Here is a 23,648-nt window from a genome sequence, read left to right as displayed (position 1 = left end):
AACATAATTTTTAAACAGCACCCTTAGATAGGTAATAATATTCATGTAGACTAAAGCTATGGTTTATTGACTCAGGTTTATAGAAATAAAATGACTCAAGAATTTAGCATAGAGACATTTAGCCTTAAAAATCGCGTAAGTGAAGTCGAATGGCAAACACGTATTGACCTTGCCGCCTGTTATCGTTTAGTGGCAAATTTTTCATGGGGTGATTTGATTTATACCCATATTTCAGCACGAATTCCGCAAACGAATGACTATTTAGTTAATGCCTTTGGTCTGAGCTTCGAAGAAGTGACCGCATCTAACTTGGTTAAAGTCAATCTAGCTGGGGATATACTTGACGGCTCGCCTTATCAAATTAATCCTGCCGGTTTTACTATTCATAGTGCTATTCATGAAGTTCGCCACGATGTGCAATGTGTCATTCACTTGCATACCAAGGCGACAATTGGGGTCGCTACTATTGAGGGAGGCTTAAAACCTTGGAGCCAATATGCGTTATTTTCATTACCATCATTAAGTTATCATGGCTATGAAGGCTTGGCGGTCAATTGTGATGAAAAAGCTCGCCTACAAAATGACTTAGGTCATACTAACCATATGTTATTGCATAACCATGGTGGTCTCACCGTTGGGCCGACAGTGGGCGATGCATTTATGCGCTTTTATGATTTACAGCGTGCCTGCGAAATTCAAATGGAATTAATGCAAACTGGTAAACCGGTGATCAGTATTCCTCCTGCTATCGTTGAAGGTATCTATCAGCAGGCAAAAGTAGTCCATAGTGGTATTACGGGGGGGCAGTTAGCGTGGCCTGCCATGCTACGTAAAGCTTATAAGTTGGACCCTGGTTTTTGTCTTTAAGCCTTTTATTTTTTAGTTGATTGTTTTTTAGGATAATTATGAAAATAGTTCGTGTTGAAATTTTTGATATCCATTGTCCCAAACGCACAGTTTGGAATCCAGTATTTGTGCGTATTCATACCGATGAAGGTATTAGTGGAGTAGGGGAAGCCGGTTTAGCTTATGACTTAGGTCATAGTGCCGCTGCCCACATGATAAAAGAAATTGCAGAGGCGATGTTAATCGGTTGGGATCCCTTTAGAACAGAAGCCCTCTGGGCGCGCATGTTACGTGAAAGTTTCTGGGGTTTAGGCGGCGGACCAATAATTTATGCGGCCATGAGTGCTATTGATACTGCCTTATGGGATATCCGCGGTAAAGCGCTAGGGGTTCCTGTTTATCAATTGTTGGGCGGTAAAACAAACGCTAAATTAAGGACTTATGCTAGCCAATTACAATTCGACTGGGATAAAGAAGTCACACGTTTGAACAACCCCGCAGACTATGGCAAAGCCGCTGAAAAAGCCGTTGCTGAAGGTTATGACGCTGTTAAGGTTGATCCTATTGTGTATGACAAAGACGGTGTGAGCCACTTTGATCGCACCAAGTTATTCACTCAGCCTGAGTTACGCTTGTTTAAAGCTCGTTTGCAAGCAATTCGCGATGCTGTAGGCGATGATGTGGACATTATCTTTGAATGTCACAGCTTAGCAGGGGCCGCCAGCGCCATCCAATTGGGTGGTATGATCGAAGAGATTGGTTGCTTGTTTTATGAAGAACCCGTCAATTATCTAAATTCTAAGGTGCATGATAAAGTCGCTAAACGTGTCAATGTGCCTATAGCTGGCGGTGAACGTTTATATAACCGCTGGGGTATTCGTCCGTACATGGAAGATCAGTCTATTGATGTACTACAGCCGGACATTGGCTTATGTGGGGGGTTTACTGAGACGAAAAAGGTTTGTGATTATGCTGACGTTTATGATGTGCGTATCCAAGCCCATGTTTGCGGTGGACCTGTTGCCACAGCAGCGAGTTTACATTTAGAAACCGCCATTCCAAACTTCTTAATTCATGAACACCATACTTATGCGATTAAAGACTGGAACCGTGAATTATGTTTGCAAGATCCTCAACCAGTAAATGGCTTTTTTGAAGTCACTGAGGTACCAGGCATTGGTATCGATCTAAATGATAAAGTGGTTTATCGCTCACCGCATATGGAAGTGAAATAAGCTCTAAGTAAATAAAGAGAAACCATAGGGTTTCTCTTTTACTTTTTACGTTTTTTAGTCACGGTTAGCCAGTCAAAATTCACTCCAGAAATCGCATTAAAACGTGACACTCTTAACACTATGTCGAGCATTTTTGGACGCTGTCTTATTGTCGGCTCTTGCAGACGAGGAATAAAATAAGCAACCACACATAAACGCCCAATACTCGATGCCAGAAACACGACAAAAATACTGTGACTCAGTATATTGTCTAAACCACTTATTTGCGCAAATGGTTGTGCAAATGAGGCGATAACTCCGCCTACTATGGAGCCGATAAATACCAGCGCAGCACTCAGCCCCGCTTGCATTGCGGCATAGGTAGCAAAATCTGCTTGGTGTGGCCTGATGTCATACAAATAATTCACAGTACTTAGGCTAAAACCGCTCCACCACAAACCTGAAACGGCTTGAATGATTAGAATATAAGTAAAGTCTCCGGAAAATAACCATAACATGGGCACAAATGGGATCATGCTACAAGTGATAATCATGACTAAGCGATTGCCAAATTTATCACTGAATTTCCCCCAAAATTTTAAGGTGATAAATTGAGTGGCGATGGATGCAACCCCAGTCAAAACAAACTCAATGTAGGAAAACTGCAGGTTGTTAAGCATATAGACTGCAAAAAACGGTGCGGATATGGCGACCATGGACTGCATGGTGGCAACCAACAAGCTGTATTGTTTAAATACCGGATCTTGCCATGCATCACGAAGTTTTAACCAAGTACTATTTAATACTTTTTGCTGGATTTGTACTTGAGGATCATGCATTTTGTACAGCAACCAAGCTGAACTGAAGCGGCCTACTGCTGCAATTAAAAATAATAGGCTAAAGCCTAACCAAGCAAGATCAATGCTGCTAGTCAAGGTCAGTAAGCCGCCACCAATTATAAAGATAGCGAGTGAGGCGAGCATGGTGATTCGACTGCGCGACGCAAAGAATTTGCCACGACGTTTAGGCGGGACAATATTACCCATCCACGCACGCCAATGAGGTTGTACTAGATTTAACAAGCCATGATGTAACATGGCCAAAGCAATAAAATACCAAACTGCATTTTCTGGTCGCCAAATACTTAATATTGACATGGCAACGAGCCCTAAAGCTTGCAGTGTCGCGCCTACTATAATGATATTTTTTCGACAGAAATAACTGCCTATGCCCAATGATAGAAACTGCATCAGAGCGCCAAATAATTGCGGAAAGCCAGTTAATAAACCGAGTTGACTCATACTGGCTTGAATAAAAATGGCGAAAGCATTGAAAAAATTATCACTAGTCGCGGTCATAGCAGAAGAAGCTAAGGCTTCTTTTTGCGAATAACGCAGAGTGGAACGCAACCACAGATGTCGAGTGCTACGACGATTATTCAGTGTGGGCATTGATTCTGCTTTGTTTTGTGACATGAGCTCGTACAGCTAACATTTGAAATTTATGAGTGGCGTAGTTAAAAACAAAAATTGAGAGAGAACAAGTCATTCATCATTTTATTAGATAAATTGTTGGCTGAAAAGATAGGCGAGAGCATACGACTATTTTATATTGCAGAAAAAAGAAAGGGCGATGAAGTTTCCTTATCGCCCTTGTTGCTATGTTGTTAGCCTAGCTACTAAGCTACTAAGCTGCATTGGCTTGCGGTGCCGAATCTTCTTTTACCAAGTTTTGTTCAGTATCCAATAACTCTAAGTCAAATGTATACTCATCTACACGCACTGCTAGCTTGCGTTTTTCATTGTAATCGAGTACCAATTTTAAGTCTTTCTCACTTAACTCACCTGCCGCATGTAACTTACCCACGGCATGTTCGAAAGAAATAAATGGTATAACTGGATTCGCTTTCAAGGCCTTATGAATAAGCTTTAACTGTTCCATAACAGCATGTTTGGCAGCAAAGGCTTGTTGATTAATATCATGGCCATCACCTGGGGTGACTTTAACTAAGTGTGTTAACTCTTGCATAATACTGCTTTGTGACATGGTCGCGTCCGACAAGTCTCTTTTCAACTCATCCGAAATACTCTTAACCGAACGAGTATAAGTGTTAGTTAATACGCGCATTAATCCTCGAGTTGCGGTATTTGGGAAATTATCAACAAAATCAACGAGCGCTTGCTCACCTTGTTGCAATGTCCACTGAATCGCATATTCAAAGAAAGGTTTAGCTTCATTTCTGTTACTAACTTTTTGCTCGTAAAAACGCACTACTGCCATCGAAGCATATAGATAACTCATTACATCGCCTAAACGCGCCGACAACATTTCTGCTTTCTTAAGGTCACCGCCTAATACTAACAATGACAAGTCAGCCAAAGGAGCTAATTTTGCAGAAAGTGAGTTAATGCGTTTCTCGTACTGTTTAACTTCAGGCAAGGCAGTTTGTGAGCCGCGCATAAAGGGTAAATAGCTTTTTGATAAACTGCGGAAAGAATTTTTCACGCTGAAACCAATAGTCTTCATTAACACTTTATTAAAATGTGCATCAGCATTTTTGTCATTGCTGTGGATAAGATCAACCATTTCTTTCAAATGTGGATGACAACGCATTGCCCCTTGACCAAAAATCATCAAGCTGCGAGTTAATATGTTAGCGCCTTCAACTGTAATGGCTATGGGTTGTGCGGCGTAGCTGTCAGCCAAAGTGTTTTGCGGTCCACGTTGAATTGCTTTACCCGCTTGAATATCCATTGCTGTGGTATTGATATCCCGGCCTAGCTCAGTCATATGGTATTTTGCAATAGCAGTAACAACCGACGGTTTCAAACCTAGACCAAGGCCTTCAGTGGTTAGTACACGCATGGCTTCTAATACAAAGGTTTTACCTGCGATATCAGCAAGCTTTTCCTGTATACCTTCAAATCTGCCGATAGGGACGCCAAATTGCTCACGTACAAATGAATACTCTGCTGTTGATTTAAGCGCGGATTGACCTGAAGCCACCCCCATTGCTGGAAGTGAAATACCACGTCCGGCGCCTAAACAGCTCACAAGCATCTGCCATCCACGACCAATATTCTTTTGCCCACCGATAATGAAATCCATAGGAATAAAAACATTGTTACCACGAGTGGTACCGTTATAAAAACGCATGCCCATAGGGTCGTGACGATTACCTAATTCAACACCGGGATGTGACTTAGGTATAAGGGCGCAAGTGATACCGAGCTCTAGTTTGTCACCCAACAATTGCTCTGGGTCAAATACTTTAAACGCCAAACCAAGCACGGTAGCAATAGGGGCGAGGGTAATATAACGTTTGTCCCATGTAACAGACAAACCTAGTACTTCTTTACCTTCCCATGTGCCTTTAGTCACGATCCCTGCATCAGGAATTGAACCAGCATCTGAACCGGCTTCTGGGCTAGTTAAGGCAAAACACGGAATGTCTTTCCCTACCGCAAGGCTAGGTAACCATTGCTCTTGTTGGGCTAGGGTACCGTAATGCATAAGCAACTCACCTGGTCCTAATGAGTTAGGTACCATGACGGTTACAGCTATTGCACCACTTTTAGCCGCAATAGTGGCTACTATCGTCGAGTTGGCATAAGGGGAAAACTCTAATCCACCGAACTTCTTGGGGATAATTAAGGCAAAAAACTTATTAACCGAGAGATAATCCAAGATGTGTTGCGGGATATGCTTACCGTTTTGAAGGGCAAAATCATCCACCATGTTTAAAAGTGTCGTGACAGGACCGTCTAAGAAAGCTTGTTCCTCAGTACTCAAACGTGCTGCTGGAATAGCACGCAGGGCCGCCATGTCAGGCTTACCTTTATAGATAGAAGATTCAATCCACACATCGCCGGCGTCTAACGCCTCTTGTTCAGTTAGTGAAATAGGGGGTAATACTTTTTTAAGGCTTGTTCTAATACTCATAATTTACTCATCCGCTCATCTGACCAGTTGCTATTTATAATACTGCTTTTTGAAAATAGATCAAAACTGTTTTGTGTTTCTGTTAATTATTTGTTGATTTTATGAGTGAAGAGTTTGTTAAAACTCTATAATTATCAGGATAATAACTCTATTATTGGGGCCATAAATTTTTTTACAAAAAAACGTTAATTAGCGTAATGTGTGGCAGTTTCTGACTATAATCCAAGTTGTAAAACAACTAACTGTCGACTAATTGCCTTGTATTTTTGGGCAATATTGCAAATTAAATAGGGCTACAACTTATTTTTCTGCAATCCAAATTGAGCAACCGGGGTAAAACTAATTGTTTTAATTTGCATATTGTGTGGACGTGCTAGTTTATGTGCTTAGCAACATTATCAACGTACTATTAATAAGGAAATGATTTGAAAGGTTCATTACTTAGTTTACCGATTAATTACCCTAAAACTATTGTTATTGTCAGTTTACTGTTAACAATATTGGCTGCAATCGGTGCAAAGAACCTGTTTTTTAGAGGGGACTTTAGAGTTTTTTTTGAAGCCAATAATCCTCAATTACTTGCTTTTGAGCGAATGCAAAATAGTTTTAGTAAAAATGATAATGCCAGTATCATTATTGCCCCTCATTCGGGCAATGTATTCGATAAACAAAGCTTAAAATTAATCAAGCAACTTACCGATGATGCATGGCAAACCCCGCTGTCAACACGGGTCGATTCCTTAACCAATTTCCAGCATACATGGTCAGCCGAAGACGACTTGATTGTTGAAGATTTGGTATCCGATATTGATAAGTTAAACCCCAGCGACCTCATACGAATAAAACAACTTGCAATGAGTGAGCCTAATTTACTGGGCAGAATGGTCTCACCTGATGGTCAGGTCAGTATGATTAATATTACCGTTAATCTTCCGGATGGCGATCAAACTGAAGAAGTTGTTGTGGTCACACAATTTGTCAAAGCATTAACGGCGCGTTATAAACAACAGTTTCCTGATTTTGATTTTTATCATACAGGTGTAGTACTGATGAATGACGCCTTTGCTGATGCTGCAAAACGCGATGCTTCCTCTCTAGTGCCACTCATGTTTTTGACCATCATCGCTATTATGTGGTTATCTCTCAAAACTTGGGTAGGTACATTTTCTACGGTACTCGTTATTGTCGCCAGCATAGTGACTACAATGGGACTCTCTGGCTGGATGAATATGTTTTTAAGCACCGCGACAGTGAATGTGCCGACTATGGTGATGACATTGGCTGTGGCGGATTGCATTCATGTGGTTTCATCTATGCTATTTGCCATGCGCCAAGGTAAACCAAAAAATAGTGCCTTGGCTTATAGTTTAAAACTGAATGTAAAACCCATCCTCATTACCAGTATAACCACGGGCATTGGTTTTTTAACCCTCAACTTTGCGGCAGTGCCGATTTTAGCAGATTTAGGTAATTTGACTGCCTTGGGCGTCTTATTTGCTTGTGTTTTTTCACTGACATTATTACCCGCATTAATCATGATATTGCCGATTAAAGTGGTAAAACAGCAGACACAAGAAGAGGGCCGCACTGAAAAGTTTGGCGAATGGGTTATTGCCCATCATCGTAAGTTGTTGCCCATCAGTGTACTGGTGACTGTAGTAGCGGTATTCTTTGCTTTCAAAAATCAACTCAATGACTTGCCTACGGCTTACTTTGATCAATCTACGTCTTTTAGGCAGTCAACGGATTTTCAGCAGGCTACCTTAAGCGGCATGACGAATATCGATTTTGCTATTTATACCGAACAGGAAAGCGGTATTAATGCTCCTGATGTACAGTCAGTTACCGAGGCGTTTAGCGAGTGGTTGCGTGAACAGAGTGAGGTTGATCATGTCGCTTCCATTAGTGATACGTTTAAACGACTTAACAAAAATATGCACGGGGATGATGAAAGTTATTATGTTTTGCCTAATGATAGAGAGTTAGCAGCACAATATTTATTGTTGTATGAAATGTCTTTGCCCTATGGACTTGATTTAAATAACCAAGTGAATATGGATAAATCAGCGACCCGAATAGTAGCGACAATTCAAAATATAGGCAGTAAAGAGTTAACTAATCTAGAGGATCGTGCCCAACATTGGTTCACGGAACATGCACCACAACTTACTTTAATAGCTGCGAGTCCAGGCTTGATGTTTGCCCATATCGGTGAAGCCAATATGTCCAGTATGATAGAGGGCACGCTAGTCGCTTTGTTGTTAATCTCTGGTTTACTGATATTTGCGTTGAAGTCTTGGCGCATGGGGGTTATCAGTTTGCTACCAAATTTACTGCCTGCGGCCATTGGTTTTGGAATCTGGGGCGCGTATTCTGGGGAGATTAATTTAGGCTTGTCAGTGGTATTGAGCATGACCTTGGGTATTATTGTTGATGATACAGTGCACTTCTTAACTAAATATCAGCATGCCAAACAAGCGGGTCAAAGTGCCGAACAGGCGGTTCGCTTTGCCTTTGCCAGTGTTGGACGAGCCCTTTGGATCACCACTATTGTGTTATCCTTAGGTTTTTCGGTATTGATGCTATCACCCTTTGCTTTAAACGCTGACATGGGTATGTTAACCAGTATTATCATTTTGGTTGCCTTGGCAGTAGATTTTTTATTTTTACCTGCTTTTTTGCTGGTTTTTGATGCAAAAGCGCATAACGAAGGACAAAAAGTTCATGACAATAGTTAAATTTAACCAAGCGCGCTTATCGTTTAACCCATTATTATTATTGATTTTCAGCTTAATAACGAGTGCGCCTACATTGGCGCAAAGTACCCAAGAAAAGGGTTTAGCCATTGCCAAAGAGCGTAAGGCGAGAGATGTGGGATGGTCAGATAGTATCGCTGACACCAGTATGATTTTGCGAAATCCCAGAGGTGATGAAGCTGAGCGTAAAATGCGGGTTAAGTCACTTGAAGTAACTAGTGATGGAGATAAAGGTTTAACTATTTTTGACCAACCTTTAGATGTAAAGGGCACGGCGTTTTTGAATTTTTCGCATCCATTGGAAGCGGATGATCAATGGATGTATTTGCCTAAGTTAAAAAAAGTAAAACGTATTCAATCTCAAAATAAATCAGGTCCCTTTATGGGCAGTGAATTTGCTTTTGAAGACATGAGCTCTTTTGAAATAGAAAAATTTAAATTTAATTATCTGCGGGATGAGCAATTTCAAAATATGGATTGTTTTGTTGTTGAACAAGTGCCACTTGAAGAAGATTCAGGCTACAGTAAAACCATAACGTGGGTTGACAAAGAGCATTATCGGGCCATAAAAGTAGAATATTATGACCGTAAAGATAGCTTGTTAAAAATCCTCACTATGCACAATTATCAGTTGTATTTAGATAAATATTGGCGACCAATGGAATTAAGAATGGATAATCGCCAAAACGGAAAAAGCACGGATTTGATAACCCACTCGCTTGAATTTAAGACGGGTTTATCAGACAACGATTTTGATAAAGATAGCCTGATGCGGGCGCGTTAGAGGAAAAAATGAAAACTAGTTTAGTTAATAGTCTATCAGTGAGTTTGGTCATTGCCACAGCTTATGTGTGCAGTGCTCAGGCAGAAATTGAATACAGTGGAAGTGCCGCCTTCGAACAACGGTATTTTTTGCAAGACCCCTTATATCCTCAGCAAAGCAGAGATAATGCCTCAGTTTATTTTGCACCTGAATTATTTACTGCATTGAATGATGGCAGTGACACGATTTTATTCCGCGGGTTTTATCGTTTAGATCAACGCGACCAAGAACGCACTCATGGCGATGTTCGTGAGTTATTGTGGTCGCACATTGGAGATGATTGGGAAGTGAAAACCGGGATAGGCAAAGTATTTTGGGGGCAAACAGAATCCCTTCATTTAGTAGACATCATTAATCAAACTGATGCTATTGAAGCGATTGATGGAGAAGACAAGCTTGGCCAACCTATGGTAGCCGTCTCACTTTATAAAGACTGGGGTAATTTTACCTTATTTGCCTTGCCCTATTTTAGGGAGCGCACATTTGCAGGCATGGATGGGCGTCTACGTGGGCCGCTAAACATCGATACTGACAATCCTTTGTACGAGTCAGAAGATAAAGAGAAAAACCTCGATTGGGCGGCACGATGGCAGCACACCCTCGGTGACTGGGAAGTGGGTTTGTCTTACTTTGACGGTACGTCCCGCGAGCCTGATTTTGTGCCTGGATTAAATACGCAAAGTGAAGTTGTATTACGTCCTTACTATTCGCAAATTCAGCAAGTGGGTGTAGATGTCCTTGCTATTGTTGAGGCGTGGATCATTAAGTTCGAAGCGATTCAACGATCAGGAGAGATGCAAGACTATTGGGCCATGGTAGGCGGTTTTGAGTACACATCAGTTGGCGTATTTGATTCGGTTTATGACATAGGTTGGCTGATGGAATATCAATATGATGATCGTCAGGAATTAGCCACTTCCTCTGCACAGAATGATCTTCTGTTTGGTGCAAGATGGGTGTTTAACGATATCGACGGCACTGAAGTATTATTTGGGGTAGTGCAAGATTTAGATTATTCAAATGTGCGCTCTGGATTTATCGAAGCTTCCAGCCGTATCAACGATCATTGGAAATGGCGCTTAGATGCGTATTTATTTTCCAGCGATGAACCCACAGAAGTCTCCTTTTTATTACGTAGAGATGATTATGTGCAATTCAGTTTAGAGTATTATTTTTAAGCATCGAGCATCGAGCATCGAGCATCGAGCATCGGGCAACGAGCAACGACAAAGGCAAAAGCAAAGGCATTTGGTCACAGAGTACACAGAGGATAAGTATTCCCGTTGTAGGAGCTGTCGGTGACCGGCCCAGTTTAGCTGCGAACACAAAGTGGATGGACACGAGCAAAAGCAAAAAAAGCATTTGAACCACAGAGCGCACAGAGTACACAGAGGATAAGTATTCCCGTTGTAGGAGCTGTCGGTGACCGGCTCAGTTTAGCTGCGAACACAAAGTGAAAATTGTCCCTGCTGTAGGAGCTGCCGGTGACCGGCCCAGTTTAGCTGCGAACATAATGTGGACAGATACAAGCAAAGGCAAAAGCATTTGAACCACAGAGCGCACAGAGGAAAAGAATTCCTGTTGCAGGAGCTGCCGGTGACCCGCTCAGTTTAGCTGCGAACACAAAGTGGATAGATGCGAGCAATAAAAATAAAAGGGGTCACTGACTGACCCCTTAAACTTCTTTATTATTCAGGCTGGGTGATTTTGTCTTGGGTTTTAGTCTCAAAATCACTGGCGTCGTGGCGTTCATGCAGTTGACTTGACGGTTCGCCCCACGTGCGGTTAACCATTCTGCCGCGTTGTACTGCCGGTCTCAGGGCAATCTCATCATTCCATCTCAATACATGGGGGTATTCATGGGTTTGTAAGAACTCAGCCGCTTCGTAAACTTTGTTACTTACCAGTGCACCATACCAAGGCCAAATTGCGATATCTGCAATCGTATATTCATCTCCACACATGTAACGGTTTTTCGCGAGGTGCTGATCTAGAACATCTAATTGACGTTTTATCTCCATGGCATAACGATCAATAGGGTATTGGTATTTCTCAGGAGCATAGGCGTAGAAGTGGCCAAATCCACCACCCAATATGGGTGCACTGGCCATTTGCCAAAATAACCAAGACATACATTCTGCTCGCTGAGAAGGTGCACTAGGTATAAGTACATTAAATTTTTCAGCCAAATATAACAGCATAGAGCCCGATTCAAATAAGCGGGTAGGGGGATTCGTTGAGTGGTCAACAAGTGCTGGTATTTTTGAGTTTGGATTCACCTCTACAAAGCCACTAGTAAACTGCTCGCCTTCCATAATATTGACCAAATGAGCATCATATTCAGCATTGCCTATACCTAAGGCCAGTAATTCTTCAAACATGATCGTCACTTTGACACCATTTGGGGTAGCAAGCGAATATAACTGAAAGGGATGTTTACCCACTACCAGAGCTTTGTCTTCTCTGGCGCCAGCAGTTGGGCGATTAATCACGGCGAATCTTCCACCATTATCTGGGTTCCATTGCCATATTTTGGGAGGTGTGTAAGTTGGGTTGCTCAAATGATTCTTTCCTTATTGGTTTATATTGCAAGGCAGAGTAATTATTATTAAGGACTATCGAGTTTAAGTTTAGAACGACAAGATGACGAACTCAATATAGAGTGATGGGGGCAGTTGTTTAAAAACTAAAGCCCTAAGCTCAGATGAATGCAAGGCAAATTACTTTTAGAGACTAATTAGGCCTATACTTTAACTTAGTTGCTTAATACAGGCCTAGCTCATGATAGAAAAACGTCAACATTCAAGAATATTAGTGCAGGATTTGCATGCTGAGATTTGCGTTACAGAGTCAGGGACTTCGCAACAATCAATACTGCAAGGTTCGGTTGTTGATATGAGTAATTCTGGGATTAAAATAAAGCTCTTGTCTCCCATGCCACACACCTCACCTATGAGTAAAATTAGTATATTGTTAACTAACTCTAATCTGTCTAATCCAATGACAATTAAAGGGATGGTAAGACATATCTCTGTTAACAATGAGTGTGGTGTTGCTTTCTCTGACGAGGTGGGAAATGTCGATGTCGATGAGTTTTTGTTTGAATGTGTTAGAAATATTGCGACAAATTAAGGTTAATTAACCAATAAATCAGCTAACGAGTCAAAGCCATATTTGCTTTGACTCGTTAGCTGTCACTAAAAAATACTTATCTTTTATAAATATTTCGCATGAAAGCGTAAGTGGTCTTCGATAAAACTAGCAATAAAATAGTAGCTATGATCGTATCCAGGGTGGTAACGAAAATCTGCTTTGTAGCCAATCTCTGTTGCTACATCTTCTAAGGGTTTGGTTAGTTTTTGACTGAGGAAAAAATTATCATCTAATCCTTGATCAACCAACATGGGGATATGCAAAAACTCCCCTTGTTGACGCATTAATTGACAACTGTCATAGGCTTGCCAATCTTGTTTATTATCACCTAAATAGTGAGTGAAAGCCTTTTGTCCCCATTGACATTCCATTGGACTGACTATTGGCGCAAATGCTGATACAGAGCAATAACGCTTCATATTGGAAAGGGCAATAATAAGTGCACCATGGCCGCCCATTGAGTGGCCAGCAATCGCCGATTTTTCCTTCACATTAAATTCTTTTTGCACCAAGGCAGGTAATTCTTCCACAATGTAATCATACATTTGATAGTGGTCCTGCCACGGTGTTTGTGTGGCATTGAGATAAAAACCAGCACCCAAGCCTAAATCATAAGCACCATCGGCAGCTTCAGTAACTTGCTCGCCACGTGGGCTGGTATCAGGCATAACAAGCATGATGCCAAGTTCCGCAGCAACACGTTGCGCCCCCGCCTTGGCTGAAAAGTTCTCATCAGTACAGGTTAAACCACTAAGCCAATATAATACTGGCAGTTTCTGGTTCTTCCCGGTGGCTGGAGGAATAAATACACTAAACCGCATTTCGCAATTAAGTGTTTTCGAACGGTGGCTATAACGTTTTTGCCAGCCACCAAAACACTTATTTGCACTTAATTCAGCCAACTCTGTGGCATTAGTCATGGATTGGTCTCCCACTTAGAAATGCACCACGGTACGAATAGACTTGCCTTCATGCATCAAGTCAAAGGCATCATTGATATCTTCTAAAGCCATGGTATGGGTAATAAAAGTATCCAATTCAAATTCGCCATCCATATAACGCTGCACATATTCAGGCAATTGACTCCGGCCTTTAACTCCACCAAAGGCTGTGCCTCGCCACACACGCCCAGTAACTAATTGAAACGGGCGAGTTGAAATTTCCTGACCGGCGCCAGCTACGCCGATAATGATTGATTCGCCCCAACCTTTATGGCAACACTCAAGAGCCGAGCGCATCACATTGACGTTACCAATACATTCGAAGGAATAGTCAACACCACCATCGGTCATTTCAACAATAACGTCTTGAATAGGCTTATCAAAGTTTTTAGGGTTTACGACATCGGTAGCACCTAATTGTTTAGCAATTTCAAATTTGTCTTCATTAATATCAATAGCAATGATTCGTCCTGCTTTGGCCATTTTTGCGCCAATTAGCACTGAAAGCCCAATGCCGCCTAAACCAAATACTGCAACCGTATCACCAGCTTTGACTTTTGCTGCGTTAGTCACCGCACCCATGCCAGTGGTTACGCCACAGCCAAGTAAGCAGACTTTTTCTAAGGGGGCATCTTTAGGGATTTTAGCGAGGGCAATTTCTGGAATAACAGTATGTTCGGCAAAAGTTGAAGTGCCCATATAATGATAAATGGGTTGGCCATTAATAGAAAAACGGCTCGTACCGTCTGGCATCAGGCCTTTGCCTTGCGTTGCGCGGATGGCTTGGCACAAGTTGGTTTTACCTGAGAGGCAGAACTTACATTTGCCACACTCAGGCGTATATAGTGGAATAACATGGTCGCCCACCTCAACTAAGGTGACACCTTCTCCAATCGCTTCGACAATGCCCGCGCCTTCATGGCCCAAAATGGCAGGAAACAAACCTTCAGGATCGTCTCCAGACAGGGTATAGGCATCAGTATGGCAAACACCTGTCGCGACTATGCGAACCAATACTTCGCCTTTTTGTGGTGGTGCAAGATCCACTTCTTCAATCTTTAGTGGTTGGCCAGCGGCCCATGCGACAGCGGCCCGAGTTTTAATTGATTTCATTGTTTTTCCTTACTAATTTAATTTGTGCTTAATATGCTTGTATCTATACGAATATTATAAACAATTACCGAGTAAACGAATGTCTGCATCACGCCATAAAACTTGATTAATTTGATGACCATCAGCACACAACTTTTCTCTATTGAGTCTTTTTTGCAGACTCTCTGCGGCTTTGTCTTCGAGTTCTAATTTTGTTTGATTATCTGCCAATACTCCAAATTGTTTGGCTTGTTGTTTACGTCCTTCAATTTCCTCTCGATCAAGACCACGTTCATTTGGACGCTCATAGTCTCTTTGATTGTTGCTGCGCAAAGAATCTTGAGAGGTGTTACGCCAGGAAATACCAAATATGAATTCAATTGTGCCATTATCTAATGTGCGGCTCTCAAATTTTTCATCAGTCATTATAGGTTCTGGTGGCCCGGCAACGCAGGCGCTCAAAACTAAACTGAGCAAAGCAAGTTTTATGTAATTTATCAACGTATCGTCCAATATTATGCTGTTCTCCACTATACTATCGAATTGTGCGCTGAGGTGACAAACAAAGTCGATAATTTTTATCCTTACGGTTGGTATAAAAATTAATAATTGGGTAAGTTCTCTTCTATCCGTTTTTGACCTTCACTATGTTATATTGCATATTGGCTTACAGTAATTAATTATGTCCCTTACGGTCATAAACCTCTTTAGGTTTAAAGGAGTTTTCGGTTTTGAAATTCAAAAAATCAGTCTGTGTTTTAATGTTGTTAGGTTTTGGGGGACAAACGTATGCGACTGAGGGTTTATATGCTGTGTCAACCATTGGCTCAGCCAAAACAGAATTTGTCGACACTAGCAATAATGACTTGTCATACAAATTGGGCATGGGTTATCAAATTGACCGCCAATGGTATTTTGAAGCGGGTATACAAAAATGGGCTAGTGACAGCATGGCAAGTGAATTGCCTATTACTCTTGAACAATTACAAGATACAAGTTTAAAACTCGATACCACCGCGCTTTATGCTACTTTTTTAGGTAAAGCAGCTGGCCCGGCGGGTGAGCTTTTCTATCGTATAGGTTTGTTAAAAACCGATATCAAAGGCCAACAAGTTTTGGCGGGTAATCAAGTTTGTGAGCTGGGCAGTACCACAGCTATAGCGCTTAATGATGAGCAAAATTACAGTTTTTGTCAGTTTGACGAAGGTGGTGTAGCGGGAGTCATCGGTTTGGGTTTTGATTACTTCATCAGCCACAAAATGATGGTTCGAACTGAACTGGAATATATCAAAGGGCAAAATAACTTAAGCATGAGCGGAGCTTACGTGGGTTTGCGTTATAATTTTTAGTGAAATTTGTACCACCGAGCTGCGTTTGTGAAGGAAAGTTGGGTAAATAAGTCTGCACCTATCCTTAAGTCGTTATGATAAGCCTGCCATAGGTGGGAGTATGAGTGACTTAAGGTGCATAATGGAAAATTACTGGCTAACATCACTCTATTTGAACCGAAGCAGCTTAAAGTAAGCTCTAAAATTTCTGTAGCAGTGGTTATCAGCCAATTGCGCTTAGTCATTTCCCACGCCGACAGTTTAATCGCAACATTCGGGCAGGTACTCAAACCTTTTAAATTATTTTTCCATATAGCAAAGTCGGCAGTGGCTTTTTGTGGCGGCCATCCTGCATGATTGATAATAATAGCCATGTTTTTGTGGTTTTGCGCTAAGCTCAATAAGGCTTCAATCGCTGGTGTATTAGTGAGCGATAGCTGAGCTTCAAAATTAAAGCCTAGCTCATTTAATAAGCTAAACTGCTTAGACGTATGAGGGTGAGTCAAAATAGACAATGCATCGTCGTCTAGTATGTGCCTTACGCCAACAACCGAAGGCCGTTGCACTAGTTTTTTCAGATTATTTGCAAAATTAGTTGAGGTCAAATCAGTGCAGGCAATCGATTTAAATGGCAGGCGACAAACGCTTTCTAACCAGTCAATTTCACGCCATGGTTGACGGTTATCAAAACCAGCTTCGATGTGCACAAACCCAGCCAGTGACATTCCTTTTGCAAGTATAAGATCTTGTTCATCGTAGTTTCTTGCGATCTGCTGTTTGTCTTGCCAATGGGGCGGGTTCTGGGGTTTTAGCCAGCCATATTCGCCTAAATTTAAGTCAAATAAATGCAGGTGTGGGTCGATTATTTTTATTGGGGCAACGGCCATTATTATTCTCAATAACTGTATGGTAGACAGCAAAATTCATTTTATTGAGCGGTATAACCGCCATCGATTACCTGCAAACTACCGGTGATAAACGCTGCCTCGTCACTCGCTAAAAAATAGGTCAAAGCTGCTACTTCGTCTGCTTTTCCTAATCGACCAAGCGGTTGTAATGCCGCTTCTTCACGATGCACTTGTTGCTCGTCGGCTCCAGATTTTTTTACGTATTTGTCAATCGCATGGTGATAAAGAGGCGTTTCTATTGTGCCAGGGCAGATAGCGTTAGCTCTAATTTGATAAGCCGCATAGTCCAGTGCGGTAGTTTTTGCTAAGGACGCTAGCGCAGCCTTGGTCATGTTGTAGGCAAAGGAATTGCGTTTTGCGATAATTGATTGGTCAGAAGCCATATATAAAATGACCCCTTTGGCTTGCGATTTCATTACCGGTAATACTGCTTTAGTGGCAGTAATTGCACCCTTAACATTGATAGCAAATACGCGATCAAATTCCGCTTCTGAGGTCTGTTCAATGGTGCCAGAAAAATGAATCCCTGCATTTGAAACCAGCACATCCACTCTTTTATATAGGAGGAGTATTTTAGAAAATACCGACTTTGTTTCAGCGATATCAGCTATATCACAGGGCCACCAGTCAATATTAGGCGATTTTGTGGTTGCTTTTTGTAGATCGACATTCACCACCTTGTAACCTTGTTGAGCAAAACGTTCACAAATTGCCGCGCCTATGCCTAAGCTTCCACCAGTGACGATACATACAGCTTGAGAGGAATGTTGAGTCATAATTAACCTGTGTTGTTCAAAGTAACCTTAGCCAGCTAGGGTAAAGCAATGTTTATTAGCGACCAAGCGATAATTTAATCTTATACCTACTCTTAAATTAAACGTAAAAAAACTCTCAATCTTGGCATACATAAGAGGTCGATTATTGTAAAATATTGCACTATTAAAGCGGGTTTAAATTAATTAATAGTGAACTTGAAAGGCGTCTAAGGTTCAAATGTTACTGTTCAGTCTCGTTATTACTTAAATTACACAGAGAGAAAGATTTTTTGTCCCTAAAAATTATTCAGTTTTTTTACTGCAGATTGTTGTTGTGTCTATTATTTTCTTGTTCAACTGCATTGTGGACAGTTAATGTTTTGGCTTCTAATGTTGATGTTACGGGTATTAAAAACGACAAAGTACTGACGAATGTTACTGCTCACATAGAAAGCATCGAACCACCAGCAGCTAATTATCAGTTTGAACAATATCAGTTACAACTGATTGAAAAAGTAAAATTAGCCGTTGAAGTATTTGGTTATTATCAAACCCAAGTAGACGTGACTTTACCCGACCCAAATATTAAAAATAGTCGATGGCAGGTAGTTGTAGCATTAGGCAAAGTAACGACTATTAGTCAGTTATTAATAGATATAAAAGGGGATGGTGAACAAGACCCTATTATTCAGCAAGTATTAGCAAAACTGCCATTGACGCTTAACAAGGCCCTGCATCACGCAGATTATGAAGCAAGTAAGTCGCAACTTCAAAATGTCGCATTGTCGCTGGGATATTTTGATTTTGTCTTCACAGAACATACTATTGAAATTTTTGAGTCCACAGCCACTGCTACCATCACACTGAAAATGCAAACCGGCAAACGCTATTCTTTCGGGGAATTGCGCTTCCCAGAGGATGCCCGTGCCGAGGCCTTAGTGAAAGATTCACTGCCGTTTAATAGCGGTGAATACTATGAAGCTGATAAGTTAGCCTTATTGAACAAACGTTTAAAACAAACTCAGTATTTTAGACATGTTTTGGTGCGTCCTCTTGTGGCAGAAGCGATTGATTTTGCTGTCCCTATCGAAATCATTCTTACCCACAAGCCTCGAGATAACGTCGATTTAGGCGCCGGGATTTCGTCAGATATTGGCCCTAGATTTACCGCAAAATGGCAACGGCCTTGGGTAAATAGTTATGGACATGCTCTTGGATCAGAGCTATTTATTTCGCAACCGGAACGTTCAATTAGTTTTGACTATCGCGTGCCCATTGAAGATCCAATACAGAATTACGCGAGTTTTCAAATTGGTTTTCAGTCGCAAGACGACAATGATACCGCCAGTAAACGTTATACCATGTCAGCCACCCGTTTTTGGACAGTGGTAGATTCTGATTGGCAACGCGCGATGTTTTTGCGTTTAGAGCAAGAAACCTTTACCCAAGGTCTAGATGATGAGCAAACTACGCGCTTGCTTACGCCCGGGTTTACCTTGAGTCGTTTACGCACTAAGGGTGGCCTAGATGTATATTGGGGCGACAAACAGTCCATTACAGTAGAGAGCGCCGCTGATGTTTTTTTCTCAGATATCAACCTAGTACGTGTTACCGCACAATCTAAATGGTTGCGCAGCTGGAATGAACATCGAGTGTTATTTCGTGCTGATTTAGGCGCAATAGCGACCAATGACTTTAGTCAAGTCCCCTCGAGTTTGCGGTATTTTGCCGGTGGCGATCAAAGTATCCGCGGTTTTGGCTATCGCAAATTGTCCCCCGTCGAACTTAACGACATGGGAGATGAGGTGTTAACCGGTGGGCGATATCTTGCTGTGGGTAGCACAGAATACACCTATCCCTTTGCTGAAAATTGGCGTTTGGCCCTATTTTTTGATGCGGGTACGGCCACCAATAACTTTTCCAGTGATTACGCAACCGGCATTGGGGCGGGTGTCAATTGGTTGACGCCCGTTGGTCCTGTGCGCATTTATGTGGGACGTGGTAATAGTAGTTACGAAAGCAGCTGGCGTTTGCATTTTTCCATGGGGCCTGCACTGTGAGAAGTTTAAAATGGATATCAGCGATTTTATTGGCTTTGCTGCTAAGTGCAGTCTTATTGGCTGGCTTTGTGTTTACGCCCTGGGGAACACAATTAGCGCTTAAGGGCGCTGATGCATGGTTAGATGAATTAACTATTGACTATAAAAGTGGTGGTTTGGGCTCTGAGTTACTATTGAACCAGGTGCAATGGCAACAAGCTAATTTACAGGCCACCAGCCAAGATATTCAACTGAATATTGATTGGTCTTGTACTTGGTCGATGAATGTCTGTATTAACACCTTAAAAACCGGTGCAATTGATGTTCAGTTAAGTGTGCAAACCGAAGAATCGGCACCTGCCGGCAGCACCTCACCGCTAACATTGCCGTTTAATCTGAAGGTTGATAGCTTAAAACTTGGACCACTTAATGTGCTCATAAAAGATCAACTTAAGCTGTCTTGGCAAAGTGTCAGTAGTCGTTTTACCTTTGCTCAAAGTTTAGATGTTGCAAGCCTTGAAGTGGTGTCATTGCAAGTCGATTTACTCGCAAATGAAGCGGTGGCAAAGCCAACAGAACCCTTTGATTGGAGAACATGGCAGTATCAAGGGATCGAGCAATTGCCCATTAGTTTGCCCCTAGCTTTTGATTTGACTGAAGTGAATATTGCACCCTTTAAACTCAGTGCCAATGGACAACAAACCCTGTTATTAAGCTCAATAGGCCTATCAGCTGGTGCAGATGGTAAGAATTTGAGTTTACGCCAACTTAAAATACGTCATCAATTAGCCGAGGTTTCTGCTTCTGCTGAGGTAGGGCTTGGTGGCAGTTTACAGCACCAACTCAATGTTAAAGCGCAATATTTTGAGCCCCAAGGCGGCGAGGTCAACCTAGTATTGTCCTCTAAAGGTAATCTGCAGCAATTGGAAACACAAGCCCATATTAGTGGCTTAATCCAAGCTGATATTGGTATTGAGGCTGATTTAGTATCGAATGCGCTGCCAGTAGATATAACTGTATCATGGCAAAATCTAACGTGGCCCTTGGTTAAGCAGGCAGGCGCGCCAGCGCAATTTGAATCCCTCCAAGGTAAATTACACATGGCGGGTAATTTGGATGGTTTAAAGCTGGTTGGGCAAGGTGCGTTAGCGGGCCAATCTCTGCCTGACACTTCTTTTAATTTGCAAGCCAATGCCGATCGACAAAAATTGTTGCTCGACACTCTATCTATTCAGACTTTAGGTGGGCAAATTATTGCCAAAGGCGCCGTGACATTCTCTGATTATCTTGAAATTGTTAGCAGCTTAGAGTTAAACCATATTAACCCCGGAGTGTTGCTGCCTGAGTATCAAGCGGATATTAATGGTCAATTGCACGCTAAGGTATCTAACCCTTCAGGTCAGTGGCGAGCAAAGTTAAGTGAACTGAACATCAATGGAATGTGGCGTGATTTCCCCTTAAGTATTGGCGGTAATGCGCAGATTGATGATTTAGCTAATGTTATGCTCAATAAATTTAGCATCAAAAATGGCGAAAATAGTTTAGTGCTTGATGGCAAATTAAGCGGCGATCGTAGTATTGATTTTACGGTGCAACTCAATGCCCCGGCTCTTGAACAGAGCGTTGCAGACCTTCAAGGTCGCTTGTCATTGTCAGCGCAAATTAGCGGTTCGTTAGAACAACCTGCTTTAAAATATACCCTAGAAGGTGAAAAACTGAGATTTGCAGATATCAATGTCAAAGCCTTTGATGGTAAAGGACAAGTCTTGTGGGATGAGTTAAAGCCCGTTTCTATTGAGCTAAATGTGCAGCAAGTTATTGGGGTTAATAATCAGATTGATGAGGTAAAATTTAGTCTGACGGGGAATGCCCAAGCCCATGAATTATTGCTTGATACTACCAGTAATAAAACCAATTTGTTGGCTCGTATCCAAGGGACGTTAGCAAACGATTCTTGGCAAGGTCGCTGGCTTGAAGGGCAAATAGAGTCGACTTATGCCTCTTTGACACTGGCTGAGCCTTTTACTATCTCTGCTAATTGGTTATTACAAGAGTACGCTATTTCCCCCCATTGTTGGCAGCAAGTTAATAGTGATTTGTGTATTAAGCAGGCCAGCTTTAGTGACAATCGGGTGCGTTGGGATTTAGCCTTGCACGAACTTAATCTTATTCCATTACTGCAACGTGTCGTTCCGTCTTTTCCTCCCATTGATTCGACCAGTAAGCTTAGTATGACCTTAAAAGGCGATTGGCTTTTAAGCGAGCTTCCCAGTGCACAAATACATGCGAGTTTAACCCCAGCAACGTGGCGCTTTAAAAATAAAAAAACCTTACAACTAGATATCAAGGAATTCACTCTCGACGGTCAAATATCGGAGCAAAATATCAGCGTTGGTATGGCTTTGTCTGGGCCGCAAATTGGCTTGTTGTCGCTAAATTTACAAGGAGAAGCAGGCAACTTTAGCGATCAACTTGATAGACCCATAACTGGCGAGTTGGCTCTGAGTAATATTAATCTAGCCCCTTTTAGAGTGTTTCTACCACAACTTGATAAGTTTGAAGGAAAATTAGCCGGCAATACGCAGATCACAGGCACTTTACTTGAACCCTTAGTGAACGGAGTGATCACCCTAAGCGAAGGGGCAGTGCAGGGCCAAGATATTCCTCTTATCATCAGTGGTGTTAATCAAACGCTTGAACTACAGGGCGACAAAGCGTCTCTAAATGGCAGTTATTTGTTGGGTAAAGGCAAGGGGTCGATAGTCGGGGAACTCGCTTGGCGGCCGCAACTGGTGGGTAAAATAAATGTAGCAGGACAAAACTTAGAACTTGATTATCAAAGTATGCTGCGGGCGCAAGTCAGTCCGAATATCGATATCCAGTTTTCTCCAAATGCCGTTAAGGTAAAGGGGGAAGTAGTTGTACCTTATGCACGATTTAAGTTGAGGACATTACCACAGGGAACAGTTTCGCCTTCCAAAGATGTAGTGCTTGTAGAACAACAAGCCGAGCTGGCGCAGACCGAACAATTATTGGATTTGAATATTGTGGTATCCGTGGATCCAATGCAGAGAAATGATGTAAAACTCGATGCCTTTGGTTTAACCACTGATTTACGCGGAAATATGCGTTTGGAAAATAGTAAGCTAGGCATGATTGCCAATGGCGATGTGCAATTAATTAATGGACGTTACCGCGCTTATGGACAAAACTTAATTATTCGTGAAGGTGATATTACTTTTAATGGCCCCTTGGATAGACCATTTTTGAATATTGAAGCGGTGCGTGATCCTAAGCTCACTGATGACGATGTGGTTGCTGGAATTCGAGTAGATGGCGCGGCTGACAGTCCTAAAGTAGAGGTGTTCTCAGAGCCAGTAATGGAGCAGCAACAAAGTCTATCTTATGTGTTAACCGGACGCGGTTTAGGCCAATCGAGTGGTGATAGCCAAGAAACCGTATTATACAATATGTTGCTGGGTTTTGGCTTAGGCCAAAGCGAAAACATGGTGACTAATATTGGCCAAAAACTAGGTTTCAAAGATGTCAATTTAGATACCAGTGGACAAGGTGAAAATACGCAACTCTCCGTTTCTGGATACGTTGCGCCGGGCGTGCAACTTCGCTATGGGGTAGGGGTGTTTAACACTGCCTCTGAAGTCGCTATTCGTTACGAATTATTACCACAACTTTACATTGAAGCGGTTAGTGGTTTGAGCAATGCTCTTGCTATTTATTATAGTTTTAGTATTGAGGGCAGTCAGAACAAAAAAATACTAAATAAAGACAATACTCAGTAAATTTACTCTTTTGGCCTGTATATTGCTGAAGATTGCTTAGTATTAGGGTAA

At 41.8% G+C, this 23,648-nt stretch carries 17 protein-coding genes; 9 read left to right on the top strand and 8 right to left on the bottom strand.

Annotation, left to right across the window (positions count from 1 at the left end; translation table 11 throughout):
- Positions 1 to 90 precede the first annotated feature (90 nt).
- Together ABKW31_RS12045 and ABKW31_RS12040 are read left to right on the top strand one after the other, a co-directional pair.
- On the top strand, positions 91 to 867 hold the full coding sequence (locus ABKW31_RS12045) for a class II aldolase/adducin family protein (protein ID WP_348616618.1): 777 nt from the start codon (positions 91 to 93) through the stop codon (positions 865 to 867).
- A 38-nt stretch (positions 868 to 905) separates the two neighbouring features.
- On the top strand, positions 906 to 2,081 hold the full coding sequence (locus tag ABKW31_RS12040; RefSeq protein ID WP_348616616.1) for a mandelate racemase/muconate lactonizing enzyme family protein: 1,176 nt from the start codon (positions 906 to 908) through the stop codon (positions 2,079 to 2,081).
- A gap of 38 nt (positions 2,082 to 2,119) precedes the next feature.
- On the opposite strand, the gene ABKW31_RS12035 is transcribed toward ABKW31_RS12040, so the two are convergent.
- On the bottom strand, positions 2,120 to 3,511 hold the full coding sequence (locus ABKW31_RS12035; RefSeq protein ID WP_348616615.1) for an MFS transporter: 1,392 nt from the start codon (positions 3,509 to 3,511) through the stop codon (positions 2,120 to 2,122).
- Between the two features lie 235 nt (positions 3,512 to 3,746).
- Entirely contained in the window at positions 3,747 to 6,002 is a 2,256-nt protein-coding gene (locus ABKW31_RS12030; RefSeq protein WP_348616614.1) for an acyl-CoA dehydrogenase, read from the bottom strand.
- Between the two features lie 425 nt (positions 6,003 to 6,427).
- Here ABKW31_RS12030 and ABKW31_RS12025 point away from each other — a divergent pair, with 425 nt between their 5' ends.
- From ABKW31_RS12025 to ABKW31_RS12015, 3 genes are read left to right on the top strand one after another with little or no spacing between them, the layout of a single operon-like run.
- A complete protein-coding gene (locus ABKW31_RS12025; RefSeq protein WP_348616613.1) occupies positions 6,428 to 8,740 on the top strand; it encodes an MMPL family transporter in 2,313 nt (770 codons plus the stop codon).
- Complete coding sequence (locus ABKW31_RS12020) at positions 8,727 to 9,542, top strand: outer membrane lipoprotein-sorting protein (RefSeq protein WP_348616611.1); 816 nt, start codon at positions 8,727 to 8,729, stop codon at positions 9,540 to 9,542. Before ABKW31_RS12025 ends, ABKW31_RS12020 begins: the two co-directional genes overlap by 14 nt.
- Before the next feature lie 8 nt (positions 9,543 to 9,550).
- On the top strand, positions 9,551 to 10,759 hold the full coding sequence (locus tag ABKW31_RS12015) for a hypothetical protein (protein WP_348616610.1): 1,209 nt from the start codon (positions 9,551 to 9,553) through the stop codon (positions 10,757 to 10,759).
- Between the two features lie 510 nt (positions 10,760 to 11,269).
- On the opposite strand, the gene yghU is transcribed toward ABKW31_RS12015, so the two are convergent.
- Entirely contained in the window at positions 11,270 to 12,142 is an 873-nt protein-coding gene (gene yghU, locus ABKW31_RS12010) for a glutathione-dependent disulfide-bond oxidoreductase (RefSeq protein WP_348616609.1), read from the bottom strand.
- A 220-nt stretch (positions 12,143 to 12,362) separates the two neighbouring features.
- On the opposite strand from yghU, the gene ABKW31_RS12005 reads away from it, so the two are divergent.
- Positions 12,363 to 12,713 carry a PilZ domain-containing protein gene (locus ABKW31_RS12005; protein ID WP_348616608.1) on the top strand — a complete coding sequence of 117 codons (351 nt, stop codon included), beginning with the start codon at positions 12,363 to 12,365 and terminating at the stop codon, positions 12,711 to 12,713.
- A gap of 83 nt (positions 12,714 to 12,796) precedes the next feature.
- Here the strand turns inward: ABKW31_RS12005 and fghA are convergent, their stop codons facing one another.
- The 3 genes from fghA to ABKW31_RS11990 are packed head-to-tail and all read right to left on the bottom strand — an operon-like array spanning position 12,797 to position 15,193.
- On the bottom strand, positions 12,797 to 13,654 hold the full coding sequence (gene fghA / locus ABKW31_RS12000) for an S-formylglutathione hydrolase (RefSeq protein WP_348616607.1): 858 nt from the start codon (positions 13,652 to 13,654) through the stop codon (positions 12,797 to 12,799).
- 15 nt (positions 13,655 to 13,669) lie between these two features.
- On the bottom strand, positions 13,670 to 14,788 hold the full coding sequence (locus ABKW31_RS11995; RefSeq protein ID WP_348616606.1) for an S-(hydroxymethyl)glutathione dehydrogenase/class III alcohol dehydrogenase: 1,119 nt from the start codon (positions 14,786 to 14,788) through the stop codon (positions 13,670 to 13,672).
- 54 nt (positions 14,789 to 14,842) lie between these two features.
- Positions 14,843 to 15,193 carry a hypothetical protein gene (locus tag ABKW31_RS11990; protein ID WP_348616605.1) on the bottom strand — a complete coding sequence of 117 codons (351 nt, stop codon included), beginning with the start codon at positions 15,191 to 15,193 and terminating at the stop codon, positions 14,843 to 14,845.
- Positions 15,194 to 15,498: 305 nt separating this feature from the next.
- Between ABKW31_RS11990 and ABKW31_RS11985 the strand changes: the two genes are divergently transcribed.
- Entirely contained in the window at positions 15,499 to 16,116 is a 618-nt protein-coding gene (locus ABKW31_RS11985; RefSeq protein ID WP_348616604.1) for an outer membrane beta-barrel protein, read from the top strand.
- Here ABKW31_RS11985 and ABKW31_RS11980 read toward each other — a convergent pair.
- A complete protein-coding gene (locus tag ABKW31_RS11980; protein WP_348616603.1) occupies positions 16,113 to 16,982 on the bottom strand; it encodes an amidohydrolase family protein in 870 nt (289 codons plus the stop codon). The two genes, ABKW31_RS11985 and ABKW31_RS11980, sit on opposite strands and share 4 nt — an antisense overlap.
- Positions 16,983 to 17,023: 41 nt before the next feature.
- Positions 17,024 to 17,779 (bottom strand): SDR family oxidoreductase, encoded by a 756-nt coding sequence (locus ABKW31_RS11975; protein ID WP_348616602.1) that lies wholly within the window; start codon positions 17,777 to 17,779, stop codon positions 17,024 to 17,026.
- 359 nt (positions 17,780 to 18,138) lie between these two features.
- Between ABKW31_RS11975 and ABKW31_RS11970 the strand changes: the two genes are divergently transcribed.
- Positions 18,139 to 19,818 (top strand): autotransporter assembly complex family protein, encoded by a 1,680-nt coding sequence (locus tag ABKW31_RS11970; protein WP_348616601.1) that lies wholly within the window; start codon positions 18,139 to 18,141, stop codon positions 19,816 to 19,818.
- Positions 19,815 to 23,597 (top strand): translocation/assembly module TamB domain-containing protein, encoded by a 3,783-nt coding sequence (locus ABKW31_RS11965; RefSeq protein WP_348616600.1) that lies wholly within the window; start codon positions 19,815 to 19,817, stop codon positions 23,595 to 23,597. The genes ABKW31_RS11970 and ABKW31_RS11965 overlap by 4 nt, the downstream gene beginning before the upstream one ends.
- The last annotated feature ends 51 nt before the right edge of the window (positions 23,598 to 23,648 follow it).

Origin of the sequence: Paraglaciecola sp. 25GB23A (genome assembly GCF_040012495.1) — a bacterium.
In the GTDB taxonomy this organism is placed as follows: Bacteria; Pseudomonadota; Gammaproteobacteria; order Enterobacterales; family Alteromonadaceae; genus Paraglaciecola.
This window is presented reverse-complemented; position numbering and strand designations above follow the sequence as displayed.

Coding starts and splice junctions, on each gene's coding strand:
- ABKW31_RS12045 (WP_348616618.1), top strand. CDS start 91: ATGACTCAAGAATTTAGCATAGAGACATTTAGCCTTAAAAATCGCGTA.
- ABKW31_RS12040 (WP_348616616.1), top strand. CDS start 906: ATGAAAATAGTTCGTGTTGAAATTTTTGATATCCATTGTCCCAAACGC.
- ABKW31_RS12035 (WP_348616615.1), bottom strand. CDS start 3,511: ATGCCCACACTGAATAATCGTCGTAGCACTCGACATCTGTGGTTGCGT.
- ABKW31_RS12030 (WP_348616614.1), bottom strand. CDS start 6,002: ATGAGTATTAGAACAAGCCTTAAAAAAGTATTACCCCCTATTTCACTA.
- ABKW31_RS12020 (WP_348616611.1), top strand. CDS start 8,727: ATGACAATAGTTAAATTTAACCAAGCGCGCTTATCGTTTAACCCATTA.
- ABKW31_RS12015 (WP_348616610.1), top strand. CDS start 9,551: ATGAAAACTAGTTTAGTTAATAGTCTATCAGTGAGTTTGGTCATTGCC.
- ABKW31_RS12005 (WP_348616608.1), top strand. CDS start 12,363: ATGATAGAAAAACGTCAACATTCAAGAATATTAGTGCAGGATTTGCAT.
- fghA (WP_348616607.1), bottom strand. CDS start 13,654: ATGACTAATGCCACAGAGTTGGCTGAATTAAGTGCAAATAAGTGTTTT.
- ABKW31_RS11995 (WP_348616606.1), bottom strand. CDS start 14,788: ATGAAATCAATTAAAACTCGGGCCGCTGTCGCATGGGCCGCTGGCCAA.
- ABKW31_RS11990 (WP_348616605.1), bottom strand. CDS start 15,193: ATGACTGATGAAAAATTTGAGAGCCGCACATTAGATAATGGCACAATT.
- ABKW31_RS11980 (WP_348616603.1), bottom strand. CDS start 16,982: ATGGCCGTTGCCCCAATAAAAATAATCGACCCACACCTGCATTTATTT.
- ABKW31_RS11975 (WP_348616602.1), bottom strand. CDS start 17,779: ATGACTCAACATTCCTCTCAAGCTGTATGTATCGTCACTGGTGGAAGC.